The sequence below is a fragment of the Luteimonas huabeiensis HB2 genome (genome assembly GCF_000559025.1).
GTDB lineage: Bacteria > Pseudomonadota > Gammaproteobacteria > Xanthomonadales > Xanthomonadaceae > Luteimonas > Luteimonas huabeiensis.
In genome coordinates, this window is sequence record NZ_JAAN01000043.1 from 36,542 (window position 1) to 58,469 (window position 21,928).

A 21,928-nucleotide genomic window follows, 5' to 3' on the forward strand; every position below is an offset into this window, starting at 1 on the left:
GGCCGCCACCATGCGCCGGCACCGCCGGTTCGGGCGGCGGACGTGGGGGAGACAAGCATGCGCCTCGGAGCGCTCCTGCTGCTGGCGGCGCTCGCCGCCGCGACACTGCCGGGCTGCGAGCGCATCCCGGCCGGCGCCGGCCCGGACGCTTCCGCGCCCGTCCATGCGCGCCCGATCGACGCGGTCCAGGGACCGGCCCGCCACCTGCGCGCCAACGACCTGGTCGCGCTCGCCCGCGATGCCGTACCGCCCGCGCTGCACGCGCGGCTGGCCGCCGCCTGGGCCGCGGACCGCAGCCGCTGGCCGCTGGAGGAGCTGCCCCTGCACGGCCAGTTGCCGCGGCTGATCGCCGCGCTGTCCGCCCCCGACGCCGAGCGCACCCTGATGGCGGCCTTCGAGCGCCAGTTCACCGGCGCCGAGGGCGAGCTGCGGCAGGCGGTGGAGACGCTGGGCACTTTCGGCGTGCAGTACCTGCGCAGCGATCCGCGCCTGGACGAGGCCGAGCGCGACCGCGAGACCCAGCGCCTGGTCGCGCTGTCGCGCTGGGCGCTGCAGGCGCCGTTGACCGACCCGGCACGCGCGCGCGCCGCGCTGGCCCGGCTGTGCGCGGCGGCGCGGGCGACCGGCCTGGATTCCGAGGCGGCGCTGCGCGAGGCCGGCATGGAGGACAGCCTGCGCCGGCTGTCGTCCTTCCTGGCCGAGGCCAAGGCGGTGCTGGCCGGCTACGGCCTGGACCTGGACGCCAGCCTCGATGCGATGACGGTGGAGCTGGAGCAGCAGACCGGGGACCGGGCCCGGCTGCGCGTGCGCTACGCCCTCGCCGGCGAGCCCGTGGACGTGCGGGTGGAGGCCGAACGCCGCGACCGGCGCTGGTACCGCAGCGACTGGCTGCGGCACGCCGAGGCGGCCGCCGCGCGCCCCGCACCGGCGCGGTCCGACGGCGCCTGAACAGCGCGGGCGGCCGCTGGGCGATAATCTGGACCACTTATGTCCCGACATCCCCCCGACCAGACGCCCCTGCCCTTCCCCGGCGCCGATGCCCCCAACGGGGCCGAAGCCGGCCTGCCCGACGCCCGCGCGGAGGCCGAGGCCGGCGCGCAGGCCGCGGCCGAGACGGACGTCCCGCGTCGCGGCGGGCCGCGGCGGTCGCCGAAGCGACCGCTCTGGTCGCGCCTGCTCGGGCGGCTGCTGGCGCCCTGGATCTCGCTGAAGATCGAGCCGGCCGAGCCGCTGCAGCAGATCGACCAGCGCCCGGTCTGCTACGTGCTGGAGGACTACGGGCTGTCGAACGCGCTGATCCTCGACCGCGCCTGCCGCGAGGCCGGCATGCCCTCGCCGCTGCAGCCGCTGCCGGGCGATCCGGTCGGGCGCAAGCGCGCCTACGTGGCGCTGTCGCGCCGCAGCGCCGGCAGCGCGCTCAACGCGCTGGCCAAAGGCAAGCGGCCGCCGCGCCCGAGCACCCATTCCGAGACCCTGTCCCGGCTGCTCGAGGCGCACCGCGCCGATCCCGCGCTGGACGTGCAGCTGCTGCCGGTCTCGATCTTCGTCGGCCGCAGCCCGGACAAGGCCAGCGGCTGGTTCTCGGTGCTGTTCTCGGAGAACTGGACCCTGGTGGGCCGGTTCCGCCGGCTGCTGGCGATCCTGCTCAACGGCCGCGACACCCTGGTGCGCTTCGCCAGCCCGATGGAGGTGCGCGGCATCGTCGCCGAGGACCTGACGCCCGAGCGCACCGTGCGCAAGGTCTCGCGGGTGCTGCGCACCCACTTCAACCGCATCCGCGAGGCGGTGGTCGGGCCGGACCTGTCCACGCGCCGGCTGCTGGTGGACAAGGTGCTGTCCTCGCCGCCGGTCAAGGAGGCCATCGCCGACCAGGCCCGGCGCGACAATTCCACGCCCGAGGAGGCGTGGAAGAAAGCCTACCTGTACGCCTACGAGATCGCCGCCGACTACTCGCACCCGGTGGTGCGCTCGGCCAGCTACCTGCTGACCACGGTGTGGAACCGCATCTTCCGCGGCGTGCTGGTGCACCACCTGGATGCGCTCAAGGCCGCCGCGCCCGGGCACGAGATCGTCTACGTGCCCAGCCACCGCAGCCACATGGACTACCTGCTGCTGAGCTACCTGCTCTACACCAAGGGCATCGTGCCGCCGCACATCGTGGCCGGCATCAACCTCAACCTGCCGGTGGTGGGCACGCTGCTGCGCAAGGGCGGCGCGTTCTTCATCCGCCGTTCGATCCGCGGCAACGCGCTGTATTCGGCGGTACTGTCGGAATACGTGGCGCAGCTGGTCGCCGGCGGCTACTCGATCGAGTACTTCATCGAGGGCGGGCGCTCGCGCACCGGGCGCCTGCTCGCGCCCAAGGGCGGCATGATCTCGATGACCGTGCGCGCCTACCTGCGCCAGCCGACCCGGCCGGTGCTGTTCCAGCCGGTGTACATCGGCTACGAGAAGCTGATGGAGGGCAACAGCTACCTCGACGAGCTGTCGGGCAAGCCCAAGCAGAAGGAATCCATCTGGCAGCTGCTGTGGAGCATCCCGCAGGTGCTGCGCCGCAACTACGGCCAGGTGGTGGTGAACTTCGGCGAGGCGATCCCGCTGACCGACATGCTCGCCCGCCACGCCGCCGACTGGAACGGCCGGCCGCTGTCCGACGACGAGCGCCCGGAATGGCTGTCGCGCACGGTCGATGCCACCGCCCAGCGCATCCAGGTCAACATCAACCGCGCCGCCGACGTCAATCCGATCAACTTCCTGGCGCTGGCGCTGCTGTCCACGCCGAAGCGGGCGATGGGCGAGGCCGACCTGCTGGCGCAGATCGCGCTGTCCAAGACCACGCTGACCGAAGTGCCCTACAGCGACCTGGTCACGGTCACCCCGCATTCGCCGGCCGAGATCGTCGCCCACGGCGAGGAGATCGGCGTGCTGCAGCGCGTGTCGCACCCGCTGGGCGACGTGCTCAGCGTGGACGAGGAGACGGCGGTGCTGCTGTCGTACTTCCGCAACAACGTCGTCCACCTGTTCACCGCCTCGGCCTGGATCGCCTCGTGCTTCCAGAACAACCGCCGCATGAGCGGCAACACCCTGCTGCGGCTGGGCCGTTCGCTGTACCCGTTCCTGCAGGCGGAGCTGTTCCTGCCGTGGGAGGCCGACGAATTCGCCGACCGGCTGCAGCGCACGCTCGACGTGTTCGTGCGCGAGGGCCTGCTGGAGGTGGTCGGCGAGGACGAGGGCGGCATCTACCAGCGCAACGCCGGCCAGACCGACGAGGTGTTCCGCCTGCGCGCGCTCGGCCACCCGCTGCAGCAGGCCTTCGAGCGCTACTACATCACCATCGCGGTGCTGGCCAAGAACGGCTCCGGCACCCTGGGCACGGCGGAGCTGGAGAGCCTGTGCCAGCTGGCCGCGCAGCGCCTCTCGCTGCTGTACGCCCCGGCGGCGCCGGAGTTCTTCGACAAGTCGCTGTTCCGCGGCTTCATCCAGAAGCTGCGCGAGCTGGAGCTGGTGAAGCTCGACGCCAACAGCAAGCTCACCTTCGACCAGCGCCTGGACGCATGGGCGCGCGACGCCAAGGTGATCCTGGGCCGCGAGCTGCGCCACACCATCGAGAAGGTGAGCCCGGAAGCGGTGCGGCCCCCGGCGGCGGCGCCCGAAGCGGCCTGACCCGCCCCGGCGGCGCCCCGCGCACCCGGGCATCGCGAGCGGGACCACGTTGTTCCTTCTCCCGCAAGCAGGGCCGTATCGTCCCTTCTCCCGCAAGCGGGGTCATGTCGTCCCTTCTCCCGCAAGCGGGGTCATGTCGTTCCTTCTCCCGCAAGCGGGATCATGGCGTCCCTTCTCCCGCAAGCCGCCGGATGAGGGCCGCTTTGCACGCCTGCGGCGTGCCCCAGCATGCTCCCCGCTTGCGGGGGAAGGGAAAACAGCATGCCCCCCGCTTGGCCGTCGCGGGCCGGATGTCGATGCAGGCCCTAAGGCGCCGCTTCCAGGCGCAGGCGGGTCGCGTCCAGGTGCAGGCGATGGGTCAGCGCCAGCGCATCCAGGAACGCGGCATCGTGGTCGAGCAGCAGCAGCGGCAGCGGCGGCCGCGCTCAACGCCACCGCATCAGGTACCGGATCGAGCGCGATTGCCCGGGCTCCAGGACCTGCGCGTCGCGGTTGAGCGCATCGGGCGGCGCGCTCTGCGGCTCGATGCAGGTGGCGTGCTCGGGCGCGTCGTAGACCACCCAGTACACGCAGTCCGAGCGCAGCGTCAGCGCGCGCCCGGCGAGATGCAGCCGCACGGGTTCCCGGTTGAGGAAGCAATCGTCCCACGGCCCGGGCGGCACCGGCCCCAGGGCGCGGGTGGCGATGCCGTCGGCGTCGCGCGGGTAGATGCCTTCCGGCGCGAAGGTCATGCGCTCGGGCTTGCGGAACCAGGGGTGCCAGCCCAGCGCGACCGGCATCGCCTGCGCGCCGGCCGCGATCGAGAGTTCCAGCCGCAGCCAGTCGTCGCCGGCCTCGATGCGCTGGCGGGCGCGGCCGCCGAACGGCCAGCGCGCGTCCTCGGGCAGGTCGAGCGAAAGCTCGACGCGGGAGGCGGCGTGCGCATCGACCCGCCACGGCAGGACGAAGCCGACGCCGTGGATCGCGTGCTCGCCGAGGTTGCGCGGCAGCGCGTAGCGGCGGCCGCCGAAGGCGAAGCGACCGTGGCGCACGCGGCCCGCCCACGGCAGCATCGGGTAGCAGCCCCAGGCGATCGCCGCCAGGTCGCCGTCCTCGGGCCCGACCAGCTGCGCTGCGCCCCGGTGCACGATCTGCGCGATGCGTCCGCCGGCCTCCGGCGCGACGAGGACCTCGGTGGCGCCGGCGGCGAGGCGCAGCAGCGTCCCCGGCGGCAGCGGCGCCAGCGCGCCGGCCGCCGGCTCAGGCGCCATACGGATGGATCGGCGCGATGCGGCCGTCGGCGTCGTGCTGCAGCGGGGTCACCTTGGCCGAGCGCAGGTGGGTCACCCCGCCCGACAGCAGCGCATCGTGGTAGTACAGCCACCAGCGGCCGCCGAACTCGATGATCGAATGGTGCGTGGTCCAGCCGACCACCGGGCTCAGGATCGGCCCCTGGTACACGAACGGCCCGTACGGCGAATCGCCGATGGCGTACACCAGCAGGTGGGTGTCGCCGGTGGAATAGGACAGGTAGTAGCGGCCGGCGTGCTTGTGCAGCCAGGGGCCTTCGAAATAGCGGCGCGCGTGGTCGCCGGCGCGCAACGGCCGGCCGTGCTCGTCGAGGATCGCCACTTCGCGCGGGGGCTCGGCGAAGGTCGTCATGCCCGCGGCCAGCCGCGCCACCCGCGGCCCCAGCGCCGGCGCGTCGTCGGCGGGCTCGGCGTGCGCCGGGTCGTAGGCGTTGTCGCGGTAGTGCTGCAGCTGGCCGCCCCACAGGCCGCCGAAGTACATGTAGTGGTGGCCGTCGTCGTCGGCGAACACCGCCGGGTCGATCGAATAGCTGCCGGGAATCGGTTCGGGCTCGGCGACGAACGGGCCCTCCGGGCGCTCGCCCACGGCCACGCCGATGCGGAACAGGCCGTCGGCGGCCTTGGCCGGGAAGTACAGGTAGTAGCGGCCGTCCCGGCAGGCCGCGTCGGGCGCCCACATCTGCCGCTCGGCCCAGGGCACGTCGCGCACGTGCAGCGCCACGCCGCAATCGACGGCCTCGCCCTCGGGCGAGTCCATGCGCAGGACGTGGTAGTCCTCCATCCCGAAGTGAGAGCCGTCGTCGTCGAACGGGATGCCCGCATCGATATCGTGCGAGGGGTAGACGTAGATCCGCCCCTCGAACACGTGCGCGGACGGATCGGCGGTGTAGATGTGGGTCACCAGCGGCTGGGAGATGGCGCGCGCGGCCAGCGCGGCCAGGCGCTCGGCATCGGTGTCTTCGGTCATGGTGCGTCCGGTGCGGTCGAAACGGTGGGGGCGGCGTTGCGGGCGAGCGCGCGGCGCTCGCCCAGCTCGCGCTCGATGCGGCGCTCGGTGGCCTTGTCGATCTCGTAGAGGAACAGCAGCGCGACGCCGGCCAGGAACGGCAGCGCCGGGTACAGGCTCACCGCCAGCCGGATGCCGGCCACCGTGTCGGCCGCCTGCACCGGCGCCCCGGCCCGGTAGCCGTGGAAGGCGAGGATGCCGGCCACCAGCGCGCCGCCCACGCTCAGGCCGATCTTCAGGCCGCACAGCATCGCCGAGAAGACGATCGCGGTGGCGCGGCGGTGGTTGCGCCACTCAGAGTAGTCGGCCACGTCGGCGATCATCGCCCACAGCAGCGGGATGGTGATGCCGTAGAAGAAGCCGTGCAGCATCTGCGAGGCGAACACCCAGCCGATCGCATCCGGCGGGTAGAACAGGAACGCCAGCAGGAACAGCGTGGAGACCGACAGCGCGCCGCCGAACACGTTGCGCTTGCCGTGGCGATCGGCTAGGCGCCGCGAGAAGCCGATGCCGACGATCATGAAGACGATGCCGCCTGCGTTGAACAGACTGAAGGCCGAGGTGGGCGCGTCCTGCGGCCACTGGAACGCGGTCAGCCCGGCGCCGGTCAGCGCCGCATTGAGTGCGGCGATGGCGCGCTCGAAGCCGACCCGCTCCAGGAACGCGGCCAGGTGCGGTTCGCTCAGGTAGTACTGGAAGTAGTAGATCGTCATGCCGCCCTTGAGCGCGAGGGTGACGAAGACCAGGATCGTCAGCGCCAGCATCACCCGCCAGGGGCGGTTGCGCGCCAGGTCGCCGAGGTCCTGCAGCACGCTGGAGCGCTGCTCGGGCGGCGGCACGATGCGCTCGCGGGTGGTGAAGAAGGTGATCAGGAAGAACGCGGTGCCGACCACGGCGAACAGCGTCATCGCGTTGCGGAAGCCGACCGCGCGGTCGCCGTCGCCCAGGATCAGCACCAGCGGCAGCAGCAGCACCTGGATCACGAACTGCGCCGCCATCACCGCCACGAAGCGGTAGGCCTGCAGGCTGTTGCGCTGGTCCATGTTGCCGGTCAGCACCCCGCCCAGCGCCGAGTACGGCAGGTTGTTGGCCGAATACACCAGCACCAGCAGGGTGTAGGTGGCCCAGGCGTAGGCGATCTTGCCGTCCGCGCCGAGGTCCGGGGTGGAGAACGCCAGCAGCGACAGCACGCCGAACGGTACCGCCGTCCACAGGATCCAGGGGCGGAACTTGCCCCAGCGGGTGCGGGTGCGGTCGGCCACCAGCCCCATCAGCGGGGTGAACGCGAACGCGCCCAGCAGGCCGACGACGAAGATGATGGTCGCCGCGGTGGCCGGCGGAATTCCGTAGACGTCGGTGTAGAAGAACGCCAGGAAGGTCACCAGCGTCTGGAAGATCAGGTTGGCGGCCAGGTCGCCCAGGCTGTAGCCGACCTTCTCCGTGACCGAAAGCGTCTGCGCTGCGTCGTTCATCCATCCTGCCTTTTCGACTGCGGGTACGGGGTACGGGCGCGGGGGAGCGGCGAGCGCCCCGCGTCGCCCGGTCCGGCGGCGCCGCCCGGCGCCCGGGGAGGGCGCCGGGACGCAACGCCGGGCGGGCGCTTCAGAACGTACCGCGGATGCCGACGGTAAAGGTCGTGCCGGGGTCGTACATGTCGTTGACCGCGTTCGGGTAGGCGAAGTACGAGCGGCGCTCCTCGCCGGTGATGTTGAGCACGTTGAAGGTCAGCTGCGGCTCGGAACGGATGCCCTTGAGCGTGTAGCTGGCCGACAGGTCGAGCTGGCCGCGGTCCTCGCCGTAGATCTGCGCGAACGGGATGCCCTGCTGGTTCGGGCCGGTGCCCACCGCGCCCTCCGACCAGGTGTAGGACAGCCGCACCGAGGCGACGTCGTTTTCCCAGTAGGCGGTCGCGTTCCACATCGACGGTGCCACCCCGTAGACGTTGCCGGCCAGCGCTTCGGCATCGTTGCCCAGCGTCTTGATGTCGAGCTTGGTGTAGTTGGCCATGAAGCCCAGGCCCTCGAACACCATGCTCAGCGGCTGCACCCAGATCGCCTCCCAGCCGCGGACCTCGAGTTCCGCGTCGGCGTTGACCTGCTGGTTGACGTTGACGGTGGCCACGTCCGGGCCGCCGCGCGACAGGATCGCCTGCTGCTGCTCGGCCACCAGGCTCTCGAACGGAATGCCCAGGCTGCTGAACGGCCGCGTGGTCACGCCCTGGTAGGTGTAGCCCTCGATGCGCTTGTTGAACAGCGTCAGCCCGACGAAGCCCTCGCCGCCGGTGTACCACTCGCCGCCGATGTCGAAGTTGGTCGAGGTGTACGGCGTCAGGTCCGGATTGCCCTGGTTGGCCACCTGCGCCGAGATGTCGGTGAACGTGGTCGCCGGCAGCATCGAGCTGGGATTGGGCCGGGTCATGGTGCGCGAGGCCGACGTGCGCAGGACCACGTTCTCGGCCACATCCCAGGCGGCGCTGAACGAGGGCAGCCATTCGGCGTAGTCGCCCTCGAGCGTCTGCCACTGGCGCACCCCGCCAATGGTCACCGGGCCGCTGATCTCCTGGTCGGTGGAGGCGTAGCGCACGCCCATGTTGTAGCGCAGGCCGCGGTTCCAGATCTCCGACTCGCCGTTGACCATCACGTAGGCCGCCTTCGTGGTCTCGTCGAAGCCGCCGGTCGGTCCGCCGGTGTTGGCGCCGCTGGCCTCGCCGGCCGCGTCGCGGTAGCGGGCGTAGTCGGTGTCGCGCATGAAGCGCTCGAAGTCGACGGTCACGAAGCCCATCGGGCCGGGCAGGATGTAGTCGGCGAGCTCGGCGTCGCCGATCCGCGACAAGGCGTAGGGCTGCCAGTCGGTGCCGGTGTCGCCGAAGCCCTGCACGCGGCGCTGGTTGTTGTCCCAGGCCACGCCGAAGGTGACGTTGTTGCGGTCGTCGCCGAGCTGCAGGTCGGCGCGCAGCCCGCTGGTCTCGGTGACGCGCTTCTCGTTCTGCGCCCACACGCGGCCGCCGTTCCAGGTCCAGCCCAGGTTCGGATCGTTGAGGTCGAGGTCGGTGGTCCAGGTCGGGACGTCGCCGGCATTGGCGTACTGCAGCGTGGTGTAGGGCGAATTGAACAGGATCGTCGGCGAGTCGCGGAACATCCAGCTGCGGCTCATGTTGGCCTGCACGTCCAGCTTGACGTCCTGCTCCTGGCCGAACCAGAAGGTCGCGCCCGGGGTGAGGTGCCAGTACTGCACGTCCTCGGTGTACGGGCGCGCCTCCAGGAAGAACTGCGCGTTGGCGAAGGTGGCGGCGGTGACGACGTTGTTGGCGTCGAGCTGCATGTCCAGCGGAATCATGTTGCCGTTGCGACCGATCAGGTTGATGTCGATGCGGTCGTTGGTCCGGCGCGCCTTGGTGTAGAGCACGTCGGCGTAGAACTCGGCGTTGTCGCTGGGGCGCCACTGGACCGAGGCGAGGAAGGCGTCGCGATCGCGGTCGCCCTGCATGTGCACCGGCCGGCCGAGGCGCGGGATCAGCGCCTCGCCGATCTGTTCCGGGCTCAGCCCGGGGTTGTTCGCCCGCAGCCAGTCGGCATCGATGACCTGGCCGGGCACCAGCCCGGCGCCGATGGTGGACGCGTTGCCGGGCACGGTATCGGGAATCCGCCAGCCGTTGCCGCCGGTGACGTTGCAGGGGCTGCCCAACGCGGGGAACCCGGCCGGATCGCCGCCGTTGCCGCACTGCGCGTTGGTCAGGTTGGGGTTGGTCCAGCCGACGGTCTCGTAGCCCTCCACGCCCATCTTGCCGCGCTGCGAGGTCACGCCGACCAGCACGCCGAAGGTGCCGTCGTCGTTGACCCAGTTGCCGATCACGGTGCCGCGCGGGCCGACCTTGTCGCCGATGTCGTTGTAGTCGGCCTGCAGCGAATAGGTGACTTGGTTGCGGCCGATGTCGAACGGCCGCATGTTGCGCATGTCGACCACGCCGGACGCGCCGCCTTCGGTCAGCGCGGCGGTCGGCGACTTGTAGACGGTGAGCTGGTTGAAGAACTCGGTCGGGAAGATGTTGAGGTCGACCTCGCGGTTCTGGTTGGTCGCATCCAGGCCGATCGACGCGGTGGCCACCGAGGCGCCGTTGATCGTGGTCTTGGTGAAGCTGCTGGGCAGGCCGCGGATCGCGACGTTCAGGCCCTCGCCGTTGACGTCGCGGTTGAGCTGGATGCCGGGGATGCGGCTGAGCGATTCGGCGATGTTGGTATCCGGGAACTTGCCGATGTCCTCGGCGAAGATCGAATCGGTGAAGCCGGTCGATTCGCGCTTGGCCTCGGTGGCGAACTGCAGGCTCTGGCGGTAGCCGCGCACCACCACCGAGTCGAGATCGGTGGCCGACGCGTCCGACGGCGCGGGCGGCGCCTCGGGCTCCTGCGCCAGCGCCGCCGCGCTCGCCGTCCCCAACAGCGCCAGCGTCAGCGCGCGCGACAATGCGGTTTTCGAGACTTGGATCTGCACCGTACTCCCCTCCCGTTTCTGGTGGCTTCTGCGATGTCGGATCGCGGACCGTTCGGCCTGCGTGCGTGCCCGCGGTTATGCTTCCGCGGTGCCCGCGATGTGCCGCGCCTGGCGACGCGCTCGGCCGGACGGGAAACCGCCGGCCGGCAGCGCGGCGCGATGGTAGCGCTCCCAATCGAAAAGGTGCAAGCCGCACTGCGGCGAAGCCGGGGCGCCCTGCGCGCCGGGCGCCGCACCGCGTTAAATCGCTGATTTTGCTGCATTGCAGCGCGATCTTCTGGGCGTCCGCGCCGTTGGCCCGGCCGCTCGCGCTGTGGTAATGATAGCGATACCATCCGCGACCGATCGCACCCTGGGGAGGGAACGGCCTTGCAAGCAGACGCACACCGGCGTCGCCGCGCGTTGCGTGCGACCGCATGAACGCCGCACTGGCCGCCGAAGCCGACGGCAAGAGGATCGGGCGCTACCGCTGGCGCATCTGCGCCATGCTGCTGGCCGCGACCACGATCAACTACGTCGACCGCCAGGTACTGGGCGTGCTCGCGCCGTTCCTGCAGGACGAGATCGGCTGGAACGAGATCCAGTACGGCTACATCGTCACCGCCTTCCAGGCCGCCTACGCGATCGGCCTGCTGTGCGCGGGCTTCGTGATCGACCGCCTGGGCACCAAGGCCGGGTACGCGATCGCGATCACCGTCTGGAGCGTCGCGGCGATGAGCCACGCGCTGGCGGCCACCGTCGTCGGCTTCGTGATCGCGCGCTTCATGCTGGGCCTGGGCGAGGCCGGCAACTTCCCAGCGGCGATCAAGACCGTGGCCGAATGGTTCCCGCGCCGGGAGCGCGCGTTCGCCACCGGCATCTTCAATTCCGGTTCCAACATCGGCGCCATCGTCGCCCCGCTGCTGGTGCCCGTGGTCGCGGTGACCTGGGGCTGGCAGGCCGCGTTCCTGTTCACCGGCGCGCTCAGCGCGACGTGGCTGGCGGTGTGGCTGCTGACCTACCGCGCGCCCGAGCAGCAACCGGCGCTGTCGGCGGCGGAGCTTGCGCACATCCGCAGCGATCCGCCCGAGCCCACCGCCAAGGTGCCGTGGCGGCGCATCCTGCGCCATCGCCAGGCCTGGGCCTTCGTCGCCGCCAAGTTCATCACCGATCCGATCTGGTGGTTCTTCCTGTTCTGGCTGCCGAAGTTCCTCAACGCCGAGTACGGACTGACCCTGCTCGCGCTCGGCCTGCCGCTGGTGGCGATCTTCGTGCTCGCCGACGTCGGCAGCATCCTCGGCGGCTGGCTGGCCGGGCGCTTCATCCGCATGGGCTGGAGCGTCAACCGCGCGCGCAAGAGCGCGATGCTGGTGTGCGCGCTGTGCGTGGTGCCGATCGTGTTCGCCGCCCAGGCCGACAACCTGTGGCTGGCGGTGGCGCTGATCGGCCTGGCGACCGCCGGCCACCAGGGCTGGTCGGCCAACGTGTTCACCCTGACCTCGGACATGTTCCCGCGCCAGGCGGTGGCCTCGGTGGTCGGCCTCGGCGGCTTCGCCGGCGCGGTCGGCGGGATGATGATCGCCACCTTCACCGGCTGGCTGCTGCACACCACTGGCAGCTACCTGCCGGTGTTCCTCATGGCCGGCAGCGCCTACCTGCTGGCGCTGCTGGCGGTGCACCTGCTGGCGCCGCGGCTGGAGCCGGCGCAGCTGGAGGCGCGCGCGCCATGAGGGCGCTTTTCCTGGCGCGGATCGGGCCTTCCCCGTCCCGATGCGCGACGTGCATTTCCGGACCTGGGAGCGTAGACCGATGAAGACACCCCGCCCGCTGTGGATCGGCGCCCTGGCGCTCGCGCTGTCGGCCTGCGGCGAGCCGCCCCCCGCCGCGCCCGACGCCGCGGACGGGCCGGCGCCCGCCTCCACCGCGCTGGCGCACGGCCTGGACAAGTTCCTCGGCGGCGCGCACAGCCCGGCGCAAGCCGAAGGTTTCGCCGACTACTGGAACAAGGTCACCCCGGAGAACGGCGGCAAGTGGGGCGAGGTCGAGGCCGAGCGCGACACGATGGTCTGGGACGAGCTCGACGCCGCCTGGCAGGTGGCCCAGGCGCACGGCCTGCCGTTCCAGATGCACGTGATGATCTGGGGCAACCAACAGCCGGAATGGATCAAGACCCTGCCGCCCGAGGAACAGCGCGCGGAAATCGAGCAATGGTTCGCCGCGGTGGCCGCGCGCTACCCGGGCATCGACTTCGTCGAGGTCGTCAACGAACCGCTCAACGACCCGCCGTCGAAGGCCGACGAGGGCGGCGGCCACTACATCCAGGCGCTCGGCGGCGATGGCGCCAGCGGCTGGGACTGGATCCTGGAATCGTTCCGGCTGGCCCGGAAGCACTTCCCCGATTCCAGGCTGATGATCAACGAGTACAGCGTCACCAACGATCCCGAGGCGACGCGGCGCTATCTGGAGATCGTGCGGCTGCTGCAGGCCGAAGACCTGATCGATGCGATCGGCGTGCAGGGGCACGCGTTCTCCACCACCACCGAGACGCCGATGGAGGTGCACCGCGCCAACCTCGACGCGCTGGGCGCGACCGGCCTGCCGGTCTACGTGACCGAGCTCGACATCGACGGCCCGGACGACGCCACCCAGTTGCGCGACTACCAGCGCGTCTTCCCGGTGTTCTGGGAGCACCCGGCGGTGCACGGCATCACGATGTGGGGCTTCCGCCGCGGCCTGTGGCGCGACGAACAGGGCGCCTACCTGATCCGCGACGACGGCAGCGAGCGGCCGGCGCTGCAATGGCTGCGCCGCTACCTGCGCGGCGAGACGCAATGACGACCGGGGCCGCGCAGTGGCCGCCGCGCGCGACCGCGGCGGCGCAACGCCGGGCACCGCGCGCGGCGCCGCCCGCCGTCTGCGGCAGCGCGCGGGCGCGCCCGCGCGTGGCGGGGCGCGCCCGCCGCGCGTTGCTCGAGCGGCTGGCCGTTCCCGCGTTGCTGCTGCTCGCCGCCGCCTGCCCCGCGCTGGCCGCCGCCACGCCCCGGGACGCCGGCGACTGCGCGCAGCCGGCCGCGGTCTGCACGGCCGCCGTGCCCGGCGCGCTGCCGCTGATCGAAGGCGGCCGGCCGCTGCCGGTACTCGTGGACGCGGCCGACTTCCCCGGCGTGCAGCGCGCCGCCGCCGACCTGCGCGCCGACCTCGCCGCGGTCGCCGGCGCCGCGGCGCCCGACACCGCGCCGCGCCTGGCGGTCATCGCCGGCACCCTCGGCCGCAGCCCGCGGATCGACCGCATCGTGCGCGCGCGCGGCCTCGACGTGTCCGGCGTCGAAGGCCGCTGGGAGGCGCACCTGCTGCAGGTCGTCGAGGCGCCCGAGCCCGGCATCGAGCGCGCGCTGGTGATCGTCGGCGCCGACAGGCGCGGCACGATCTTCGGCCTGTACGAACTCTCGCGCCGCATCGGCGTCTCGCCCTGGACCTGGTGGGCCGACGTGCCGGCGCCGCGCCACGCCGCGCTGCACGTCGCCCCGGGCCGCTTCGTCGATGCGCCGGCGGTGCGCTACCGCGGTATCTTCATCAACGACGAGGATCCCGCGCTCGGCGGCTGGATGGACGCCACCTTCGGCGGCCCGAACCACCGCTTCTACGAACGCGTCTTCGAGCTGATCCTGCGCCACAAGGGCAACTTCCTGTGGCCGGCGATGTGGGGCCGCGCGTTCTACGACGACGACCCGCGCAACGCCGCGCTCGCCGACGACATGGGCGTGGTGATCGGCACCAGCCACCACGAACCGATGATGCGCGCCCACGTCGAGTGGTCGCGGCACGGCGAGGGCCCCTGGGACTACACCCGCAACACCGGGCGGCTGCGCGATTTCTGGCGCACCGGCATCGAGCGCCTCGACGGCCGCGAGGCCGTGGTCACCCTGGGCATGCGCGGCGACGGCGACGAGCCGATGGCCGAGGGCACCGCGATCGCGCTGCTGGAGCGCATCGTCGCCGACCAGCGGCGGATCCTGGCCGAGGTCACCGGCCGAGCGCCGCAGGAGACCCCGCAGGTCTGGGCGCTGTACAAGGAAGTGCAGGACTACCTCGATGCCGGCATGGACGTGCCCGACGACGTCACCCTGCTGTTCGCCGACGACAACTGGGGCAACCTGCGCCGCCTGCCGGAAGCGCTCGCGCGCCGCGCCGGCGGCTACGGCGTCTACTACCACTTCGACTACGTCGGCGGGCCGCGCAACTACAAGTGGATCAACACCACCCAGATCGAGCGGGTCTGGGAGCAGATGCGGCTGGCCTACGCGCACGGCGTGGACCGGCTGTGGGTGGTCAACGTCGGCGACATCAAGCCGATGGAACTGCCGATCGGCTTCTTCCTCGACCAGGCCTGGGCCCCGGACGCGATGACCCGCGACGCCGTGGCCGCCTATCCCGCCGCCTGGGCCGCGCAGCAGTTCGGCCACGCCCACGCCCACGCCGCGGCGATCGGCGAGATCCTCACCCGCTACACGCAGTACAACGCGCGCCGCAAGCCGGAGCTGCTGTCGGCCGACACCTGGAGCCTGCTGCATTTCGGCGAGGCCGAGCGCGTGCTGGCCGAATGGGACGCGCTGGTCGAGACCACCGAACGCATCGGCGCCGCGCTGCCCGCCCCGTACCGCGACGCGTACGACCAACTGGTCGAATACCCGGTGCTGGCCAGCGCCAACCTCAACCGCTTCCACGTGGCGGTGGCGCGCAACCGGCTGTACGCCGACCAGGGCCGCGCCTCGACGAACGCCTGGGCCGACGAGGCCGAGCGCCTGTTCGCCCGCGACGCGGAGCTGGCGCGCGTCTACGAGACCGACATCGCCGGCGGCAAGTGGGTGCGCATGATGTCGCAGCCGCGCATCGGCTACACCCACTGGCAACAGCCCGACCGCAACGTGCTGCCCGCGCTCGCGCGCATCGACGTGCGCGAGCGCGGCACGATGGGCGTCGCCGTGGAAGGCGATGCGCGCGGCTGGCCGGTGCCGGCCGAGACCGCGCGCCTGCCCGTCCTCGACCCGTATGCCACGCGCGCGCCGGAACTGGTGGTGTTCAACCGCGGCGCCGCGCCGTTCCGCTACGCCGCCAGCGCCTCCGCGCCCTGGCTGCGCGTGACGCCCGCCACCGCCGAAGTCGCCGACGCGCAACCGCTGCGCGTCGAGATCGACTGGGACGAAGTCCCCGCCGGCGAACACCCCGCCCGCATCGACCTGCTCGGCAGCGACCGCACCGAAGTCCGCGTCCTGGTGCCGGTATCCAAGCCGGCCCCGCCCGGGCCGGTCGCCGGCTTCGTCGAGAGCGCCGGCATCGTCGCGATCGAGGCGGGCGACCACGCCCGCGCCGTCGCCCCCGCCGGGCTCGCCTGGGAGACCATCCCGCACCTGGGCCGCACCCGCGGCGGCGTGACCACGGTGCCGGTGACCGCCGCGCCCGGCGAGGCCGGCCCCGGCGGCGCCTGGCTGGAGTACCCGGTGCACCTGCATCGCGGCGGAGAGGTCGAGGTGCGCGTGGTGCTGTCGCCGACGCTCGACTACGCACGCCGCGGCGGCCAGCGCTTCGCGGTGTCGTTCGACGACGACGCGCCGCAACTGCAGACGATGCGGCTCGACCCCACCCCCGGCCACCCGGACTTCCCGGCCTGGGAGCGCGCCGTGGTCGACAGCGTGCACATCGCCCACTCCCGCCACCGGGTCCAGGCCGGCGCCCGCACCCTCAAGCTCTGGCGTATCGACCCGGGCGTGGTGGTCCAGCGCATCGAGATCGTCCGCGACGGCGTGCCCACGACATCGCTCGGCCCACCGGCGAGCCCACGGCGATGAACCACCCACCGCGCGCCCACGCCCGACATGCCGTGACCCACGCCCTTCTCCCGCCTGCGGGAGAAGGTGCCCCAGACATGCCGTGGCCCGCTCCCTTCTCCCGCCCGCGGGAGAAGGTGCCCCGAAGGGGCGGATGAGGGCCTTCCTCCCATCCTCGTCGCATCCATCTCCCCAGCCCGCGCCATGACCGCCCAATCCCCTCGCCCGCTCGATCTCCACCCCGACCGGCTGTTCGCCTCGGAGTCCACCCAGCGCGCGATCGCGCAGCGGCTGTACGCCGAGATCGCCGGGCTGCCGATCGTCAGCCCGCACGGCCACACCGATCCGGCATGGTTCGCGACCGACGCGCCGTTCGACAACGCCACCGAGCTGCTGCTGGTCCCGGACCACTACCTGTTCCGCATGCTGCACAGCCAGGGCGTGGACCTCGACGCGCTCGGCATCCCGCGCACCGATGGCACGCGTGCGGCGGTCGATCCGCGCGCGGCCTGGCGCGTCTTCGCCGAGCGCTTCCACCTGTTCCGCGGCACGCCGTCGTCGCTGTGGCTCGACCACGTCTTCCACGAGGTGTTCGGCCTGCGCGCGCGGCTCGATGCCGGCACCGCCGACCACTACTACGACGCCATCGCCGAGGCGCTGGCCACGCCCGCCTTCCGCCCCCGCGCGCTGTTCGAGCGCTTCAGCATCGAGGTCATCGCCACCACCGAATCGCCGCTCGACCCGCTCGACCACCACGCCGCGATCCGCGCCAGCGGCTGGAGCGGCCGGGTGATCACCGCCTACCGCCCGGACCCGGTGATCGATCCCGAGCACGAGCAGTTCCCCGAGGCGCTGCGCCGCTTCGGCGAGCTCACCGGCGAGGACGTGTACGACTGGGACGGCTACCTGCGCGCGCACCGCGCGCGCCGTGCGTTCTTCGCGCGGCTGGGCGCGACCTCCACCGACCACGGCCACCCGAGCTGCGCCACCGCCGACCTGCCGCCCGCCGAGGCGCGGCGGCTGTTCGAGACCGTCGTGCGCGGACGCGCCACGCCGGCCGAGGCCGAGCTGTTCCGCGCGCAGATGCTCACCGAGATGGCGACGATGAGCCTGGACGACGGCCTGGTGATGCAGATCCATCCGGGCTGCTACCGCAACCACAACCGGGCGTTGTTCGAGCGCTACGGCCGCGACAAGGGCGCCGACATCCCGCTGCGCACCGAGTACGTGCGCGCGCTCAAGCCGCTGCTCGACCGCGTGGGCCATGCGCCGGACTTCCGCCTGATCCTGTTCACGCTCGACGAAAGCGCGTATGCGCGCGAGCTGGCGCCGCTGGCCGGGCACTGGCCCTGCCTGTTCCTCGGCCCGCCGTGGTGGTTCCACGACGCACCCGAGGGCATGTGGCGCTTCCGCGAGCAGACCCTGGCCAGCGCCGGGTTCTACAACACCGTGGGCTTCAACGACGACACCCGCGCGTTCCTGTCGATCCCCGCGCGCCACGACGTCGCCCGCCGGGTGGATTGCGCGTTCCTCGCCAAGCTGGTGGCCGAGCATCGCCTGGACGAGGACGAGGCCACCGAGGTCGCCATCGACCTGGCCTACCGCCTGCCGAAGCGAGCGTACCGGCTGTGAGGGCGGTTGCGCCGGTACGCTGGCCGGTCGTGCGGCCCACGACGCAGCGGCCGCGCGCCGGCACCTGCCGCCTGCGCTGGCTGCTGTTCGCCTGCGTGCTGGCATGCGCCAGCGCGCAGGCCGCGCTGCCGCACGAACGCGTGCCGCTCGATACCGGCTGGCGCTTCCACCGCGGCGAGGCGCCCGGCCCCGACCCGCAGCTCGACTACGACGTGCGCCCCGAGGCCGGCGACCACGCCGACGGCCAGGACGCCGACGCCCGCCCCACCGAGGCGCGCCGCGCCGAGGCCGGCGAGCGCCGCGTGCTCAAACCCTGGATCCTGCCCAGCGGCAACGCCCTGATCGCGGACCCCGCGCGCCGCCACGTCCGCCCCGACGGCGATCCCGGCAGCGACCATCCGTTCGTGCAGGCCGGCTTCGACGACCGCGGCTGGCAGGCGGTCACGCTGCCGCACGACTGGGCCATCGCCGGCCCGTTCATCGAAGACGGCCCGCACGGCGGCATGGGCCGGCTGCCGAGCTGGGGCGTGGGCTGGTACCGCCGCGCGCTGGAGGTGGACGCCGCCGACCTCGGCCGCCGCCACTATCTCGACGTGGACGGCGCGATGTCCTACGCCACGGTCTGGCTCAACGGCCGCCTCGTCGGCGGCTGGCCCTACGGCTACAGCAGCTGGCGGCTGGATCTGACGCCGTATCTCGTCGCGGGCCGCAACCAGCTCGCGATCCGGCTCGACAACCCGCCCGCGTCCGCGCGCTGGTACCCCGGCGGCGGGCTTTACCGCAACGTCTGGCTGACCCGCACCGCGCCGGTGCACGTCGGCCACTGGGGCACCTTCGTCACCACGCCCGAGGTGTCGGCCGAGCGCGCCGTCGTCGCGCTCGACGTCGCCGTCGACAACGTCGGCGATGTCCCGGCCGACATCGAGGTGCGCACCGCACTGCACGCGCTCGATGCCGACGGCCGCCCCGAGGCCGCCGTCGTCGCGCGGATCGCCCCGGCCTGGTTGCGCATCGCACCGGGCGCCAGCGCCACCGCGCGCGGACGCGTCGCGATCGCCCACCCGCGCCTGTGGGGGCCGCCGCCGACGCAGGCGCCGCACCGCTACGTCGCGGTCACCACGCTGCACCGCGACGGCGCGACGATCGACCGCGTCGAGACCGCGTTCGGCATCCGCGCCCTGCGCTTCGCACCGGACGGGCTGTACGTCAACGGCGAGCGCATCGTCATCCGCGGCGTCAACAACCACCACGACCTCGGCGCGCTCGGCGCCGCGTTCGACCGCCGCGCCGCGCAGCGCCAGCTGGAGATCCTGCGCGAGATGGGCGCCAACGCGATCCGCACCGCGCACAACCCGCCCGACCCGCAGCTGCTCGAACTCGCCGATCGCATGGGCCTGCTGGTCGTCGACGAGATCTTCGACGCCTGGGAGCGGAAGAAGACCCCGCTCGATTTCCATCTCGTCTTCCCGGACTGGCACGAACCCGACCTGCGCGCGATGCTGCGCCGCGACCGCAACCACCCCTCGATCGTGATGTGGGGCGTCGGCAACGAGGTCGGCGAGCAGTACACCGGGGAAGCCGGCGCGGCGATCGCCCGGCGCCTGCGCGACATCGTCGCCGAGGAGGACCCCACGCGGCCCGCGGCCGCATCGATGAACTGGGCCAAGCCCGATTCGCCGTTCGCCGCGGTGTTCGAGGTGATCCACCTCAACTACCAGGGCGAAGGCATCCGCCAGTCGCCGGAGTTCGAAGGCACCGACCGCATCCGCACCCCGCCGCAGTACCCGGCCTTCCGCGCCGCGTTCCCCGGGCGGCCGATCTTCAGCAGCGAGACCGCCTCGGCGCTGAGCAGCCGCGGGGTCTACCTGTTCCCGGTCTCGCCGGCGATCAGCGGCCCGGTGCGCGAGGGCCGCGGCGGCGACGCCGCGCGCCGGCAGGTCAGCGCCTACGAACTGCATGCCGCCGATTTCGGCGCCAGCGCCGACCACGTGTTCGCCCAGCTCGACCGCCACCCGTACGTCGGCGGCGAGTTCGTCTGGACCGGCTTCGACTATCTGGGCGAGCCGACCCCCTACTACGCATCGCGCAGCTCGTATTCCGGCATCGTCGACCTCGCCGGTTTCCCGAAGGACCGCTACTGGCTCTACCGATCGCGCTGGCGCCCGGACCTGCCGACGGTCCACGTGCTGCCGCACTGGACCTGGCCCGGCCGCGAGGGCCAGGTCACGCCGGTGCACGTGTTCACCTCCGGCGACGAGGCCGAACTGTTCGTCGACGGCATCTCGCAGGGGCGCAAGCGCAAGGGCGCGTTCGAGTACCGGCTGCGCTGGGACGACGTGGTCTATCGCCCCGGCGAACTGCGCGTGCAGGCCTACCGGGCCGGCCGCCCGTGGGCCGAGACCCGCGTGCGCACCGCGGGCCCCGCCGCCGCGCTCGACGCCACCCCCGACCGCACGCGCATCGCCGCCGACGGCCGCGACCTGGCGTTCATCGCCGTGCAGGTCCGCGACGCCGCCGGCGAGCCCGTGCCCGAGGCCGCCGACCGGATCCGCTTCCGCGTCGAGGGCGCCGCCGAACTCGTCGCGACCGACAACGGCGACCCGACCGACATGACCCCGTTCCCCTCGGCCGAGCGCCGCGCCTTCAGCGGCAAGGCGCTGGCCATCGTCCGCGCCCTGCCCGGCGGCGGCGGCGACATCGTCGTCCACGCCGAGGCCGACGGCCTACGGCCTGCACGCGTCGTCGTGCGGGCAGAGGCACCGACCGAAGGAGCCGCACCATGACCGCATCGACCCGCCACGCCCTGCTCGCCCTCGCGCTCGTCGCAGTCACCGGCGCCGCCCACGCCACCGGACCGCAGGCTGCACCGGCCCCCGGTACGCCCGCTGCGCAGCCCGCGGCCGCAGGCAGCCTCAAGTCCGCCTACGCCGGCGCCTTCCGCATCGGCACCGCCGTCGACGACGACATCGTCGCCGGCCGCGATCCGCGCTCGCGGGCGCTGGTCGTGCAGCACTTCAATGTGCTGACGCCGGAGAACGTCATGAAGGCCGAGGTCCTGCACCCCGCGCCCGGCACCTGGGACTTCGCGGCGGCCGACGCCTTCGTCGCCTTCGGCGAGCGCCACGACCAGTTCCTGGTCGGCCACACCCTGGTCTGGCACAACCAGACGCCCGAGTGGTTCTTCCGCGATGCCGACGGCGCGCCGCTCGATGCCGATGCCATGACCGAGCGCCTGCGCGACTACATCCGCACGGTGGCCGGCCGCTACGCCGGCCGGCTCGATGCCTGGGACGTGGTCAACGAGATCATGGGCGAGGACGGCGAGTACCGCGACACCGTGTGGACCCGCGCGCTCGGCGACGGAGACACCGTGGTGCGCGAGGCCTTCGCCGCCGCCGCGCGCGCCGCGCCCGATGCCGAGCTGTACTACAACGACTTCAACACCTGGCGCCCGGCCAAGCGCGACGGCATCGTGCGCATGGTGCGCATGCTGCAGGACGCCGGCATCCGCATCGACGGCATCGGCATGCAGGGCCACTGGGGCCTCCACTACCCGCCGCTGGAGGAGATCGAGGCCTCCATCGACGCCTTCGCCGCGCTCGGGGTGAAGGTGATGATCAGCGAGCTCGACATCGACGTGCTGCCGCTGACCCGCGAGGGCCAGATCATCGGCACGGTCATGGCGCACCCGCAGTTCCAGCTCGAGGAATTCGAGCGCTACCTGGACCCGTACCCCGACGGCCTGCCGCCCGAGGTCGAACGCCGGCTCGCCGAGCGCTACGCCGAGCTGTTCGCGCTGTTCCACCGCAAGCGCGAGGTCATCGACCGGGTCTCGCTGTGGGGCGTGCACGACGGCATGAGCTGGAAGAACGACTACCCGGTGCCCGACCGCACCAACTACCCGCTGCTGTTCGATCGCGACCGGCGCCCGAAGCCCGCGCTGGAGGCGGTGCTGGCGGTGCCCGGGGCGGCCGCGGGCGGTTAGGCGCGCGGAGCATCGCGAGCCGCCGCATCCACGCGGCGCTCACCCGCCGGCGACCCGCCCA

Annotated in this window: 12 protein-coding genes; 8 read left to right on the forward strand and 4 right to left on the reverse strand. The window is 72.3% G+C overall.

Annotation, left to right across the window (positions count from 1 at the left end):
* The first annotated feature begins 57 nt into the window (after positions 1-57).
* On the forward strand, positions 58-948 hold the full coding sequence (locus Z164_RS0117155; protein ID WP_024891909.1) for a hypothetical protein: 891 nt from the start codon (positions 58-60) through the stop codon (positions 946-948).
* A gap of 39 nt (positions 949-987) precedes the next feature.
* Complete coding sequence (gene plsB / locus Z164_RS0117160) at positions 988-3,663, forward strand: glycerol-3-phosphate 1-O-acyltransferase PlsB (protein WP_024891910.1); 2,676 nt, start codon at positions 988-990, stop codon at positions 3,661-3,663.
* Positions 3,664-4,088: 425 nt separating this feature from the next.
* On the opposite strand, the gene Z164_RS0117165 is transcribed toward plsB, so the two are convergent.
* The 4 genes from Z164_RS0117165 to Z164_RS0117180 form a co-directional block, all read right to left on the reverse strand.
* A complete protein-coding gene (locus tag Z164_RS0117165) occupies positions 4,089-4,913 on the reverse strand; it encodes an aldose epimerase family protein (RefSeq protein ID WP_024891911.1) in 825 nt (274 codons plus the stop codon).
* Positions 4,903-5,919, reverse strand: a complete 1,017-nt coding sequence (locus tag Z164_RS0117170; RefSeq protein ID WP_024891912.1) for a glycoside hydrolase family 43 protein — start codon at positions 5,917-5,919, stop codon at positions 4,903-4,905. Before Z164_RS0117170 ends, Z164_RS0117165 begins: the two co-directional genes overlap by 11 nt.
* Positions 5,916-7,430: an MFS transporter gene (locus Z164_RS0117175; protein ID WP_024891913.1), complete on the reverse strand. Its 1,515-nt coding sequence runs from the start codon at positions 7,428-7,430 to the stop codon at positions 5,916-5,918. The genes Z164_RS0117170 and Z164_RS0117175 overlap by 4 nt, the downstream gene beginning before the upstream one ends.
* 130 nt (positions 7,431-7,560) lie before the next feature.
* Complete coding sequence (locus tag Z164_RS0117180) at positions 7,561-10,446, reverse strand: TonB-dependent receptor (protein ID WP_024891914.1); 2,886 nt, start codon at positions 10,444-10,446, stop codon at positions 7,561-7,563.
* Positions 10,447-10,862: 416 nt separating this feature from the next.
* Between Z164_RS0117180 and Z164_RS0117185 the strand changes: the two genes are divergently transcribed.
* From Z164_RS0117185 to Z164_RS0117210, 6 genes are all read left to right on the forward strand, one after another.
* Complete coding sequence (locus Z164_RS0117185) at positions 10,863-12,155, forward strand: MFS transporter (protein WP_024891915.1); 1,293 nt, start codon at positions 10,863-10,865, stop codon at positions 12,153-12,155.
* A 79-nt stretch (positions 12,156-12,234) separates the two neighbouring features.
* Positions 12,235-13,260: an endo-1,4-beta-xylanase gene (locus tag Z164_RS0117190; RefSeq protein WP_024891916.1), complete on the forward strand. Its 1,026-nt coding sequence runs from the start codon at positions 12,235-12,237 to the stop codon at positions 13,258-13,260.
* On the forward strand, positions 13,257-16,271 hold the full coding sequence (locus Z164_RS0117195) for a glycosyl hydrolase 115 family protein (RefSeq protein ID WP_024891917.1): 3,015 nt from the start codon (positions 13,257-13,259) through the stop codon (positions 16,269-16,271). Before Z164_RS0117190 ends, Z164_RS0117195 begins: the two co-directional genes overlap by 4 nt.
* Positions 16,272-16,454: 183 nt before the next feature.
* Positions 16,455-17,882 carry a glucuronate isomerase gene (gene uxaC, locus Z164_RS0117200; RefSeq protein ID WP_024891918.1) on the forward strand — a complete coding sequence of 476 codons (1,428 nt, stop codon included), beginning with the start codon at positions 16,455-16,457 and terminating at the stop codon, positions 17,880-17,882.
* Between the two features lie 29 nt (positions 17,883-17,911).
* Complete coding sequence (gene galB, locus Z164_RS0117205) at positions 17,912-20,665, forward strand: beta-galactosidase GalB (protein ID WP_024891919.1); 2,754 nt, start codon at positions 17,912-17,914, stop codon at positions 20,663-20,665.
* Positions 20,662-21,867 carry an endo-1,4-beta-xylanase gene (locus Z164_RS0117210; RefSeq protein WP_024891920.1) on the forward strand — a complete coding sequence of 402 codons (1,206 nt, stop codon included), beginning with the start codon at positions 20,662-20,664 and terminating at the stop codon, positions 21,865-21,867. The genes galB and Z164_RS0117210 overlap by 4 nt, the downstream gene beginning before the upstream one ends.
* Positions 21,868-21,928: the final 61 nt, after the last annotated feature.

What these genes read in the sequence shown, in the direction of transcription:
- Z164_RS0117165 (WP_024891911.1), bottom strand. Translation starts at nt 4,913, where the DNA reads ATGGCGCCTGAGCCGGCGGCCGGCGCGCTGGCGCCGCTGCCGCCGGGG.
- uxaC (WP_024891918.1), top strand. Translation starts at nt 16,455, where the DNA reads ATGACCGCCCAATCCCCTCGCCCGCTCGATCTCCACCCCGACCGGCTG.
- Z164_RS0117210 (WP_024891920.1), top strand. Translation starts at nt 20,662, where the DNA reads ATGACCGCATCGACCCGCCACGCCCTGCTCGCCCTCGCGCTCGTCGCA.
- Z164_RS0117175 (WP_024891913.1), bottom strand. Translation starts at nt 7,430, where the DNA reads ATGAACGACGCAGCGCAGACGCTTTCGGTCACGGAGAAGGTCGGCTAC.
- Z164_RS0117195 (WP_024891917.1), top strand. Translation starts at nt 13,257, where the DNA reads ATGACGACCGGGGCCGCGCAGTGGCCGCCGCGCGCGACCGCGGCGGCG.
- Z164_RS0117190 (WP_024891916.1), top strand. Translation starts at nt 12,235, where the DNA reads ATGAAGACACCCCGCCCGCTGTGGATCGGCGCCCTGGCGCTCGCGCTG.
- plsB (WP_024891910.1), top strand. Translation starts at nt 988, where the DNA reads ATGTCCCGACATCCCCCCGACCAGACGCCCCTGCCCTTCCCCGGCGCC.
- Z164_RS0117170 (WP_024891912.1), bottom strand. Translation starts at nt 5,919, where the DNA reads ATGACCGAAGACACCGATGCCGAGCGCCTGGCCGCGCTGGCCGCGCGC.
- Z164_RS0117185 (WP_024891915.1), top strand. Translation starts at nt 10,863, where the DNA reads ATGAACGCCGCACTGGCCGCCGAAGCCGACGGCAAGAGGATCGGGCGC.
- Z164_RS0117155 (WP_024891909.1), top strand. Translation starts at nt 58, where the DNA reads ATGCGCCTCGGAGCGCTCCTGCTGCTGGCGGCGCTCGCCGCCGCGACA.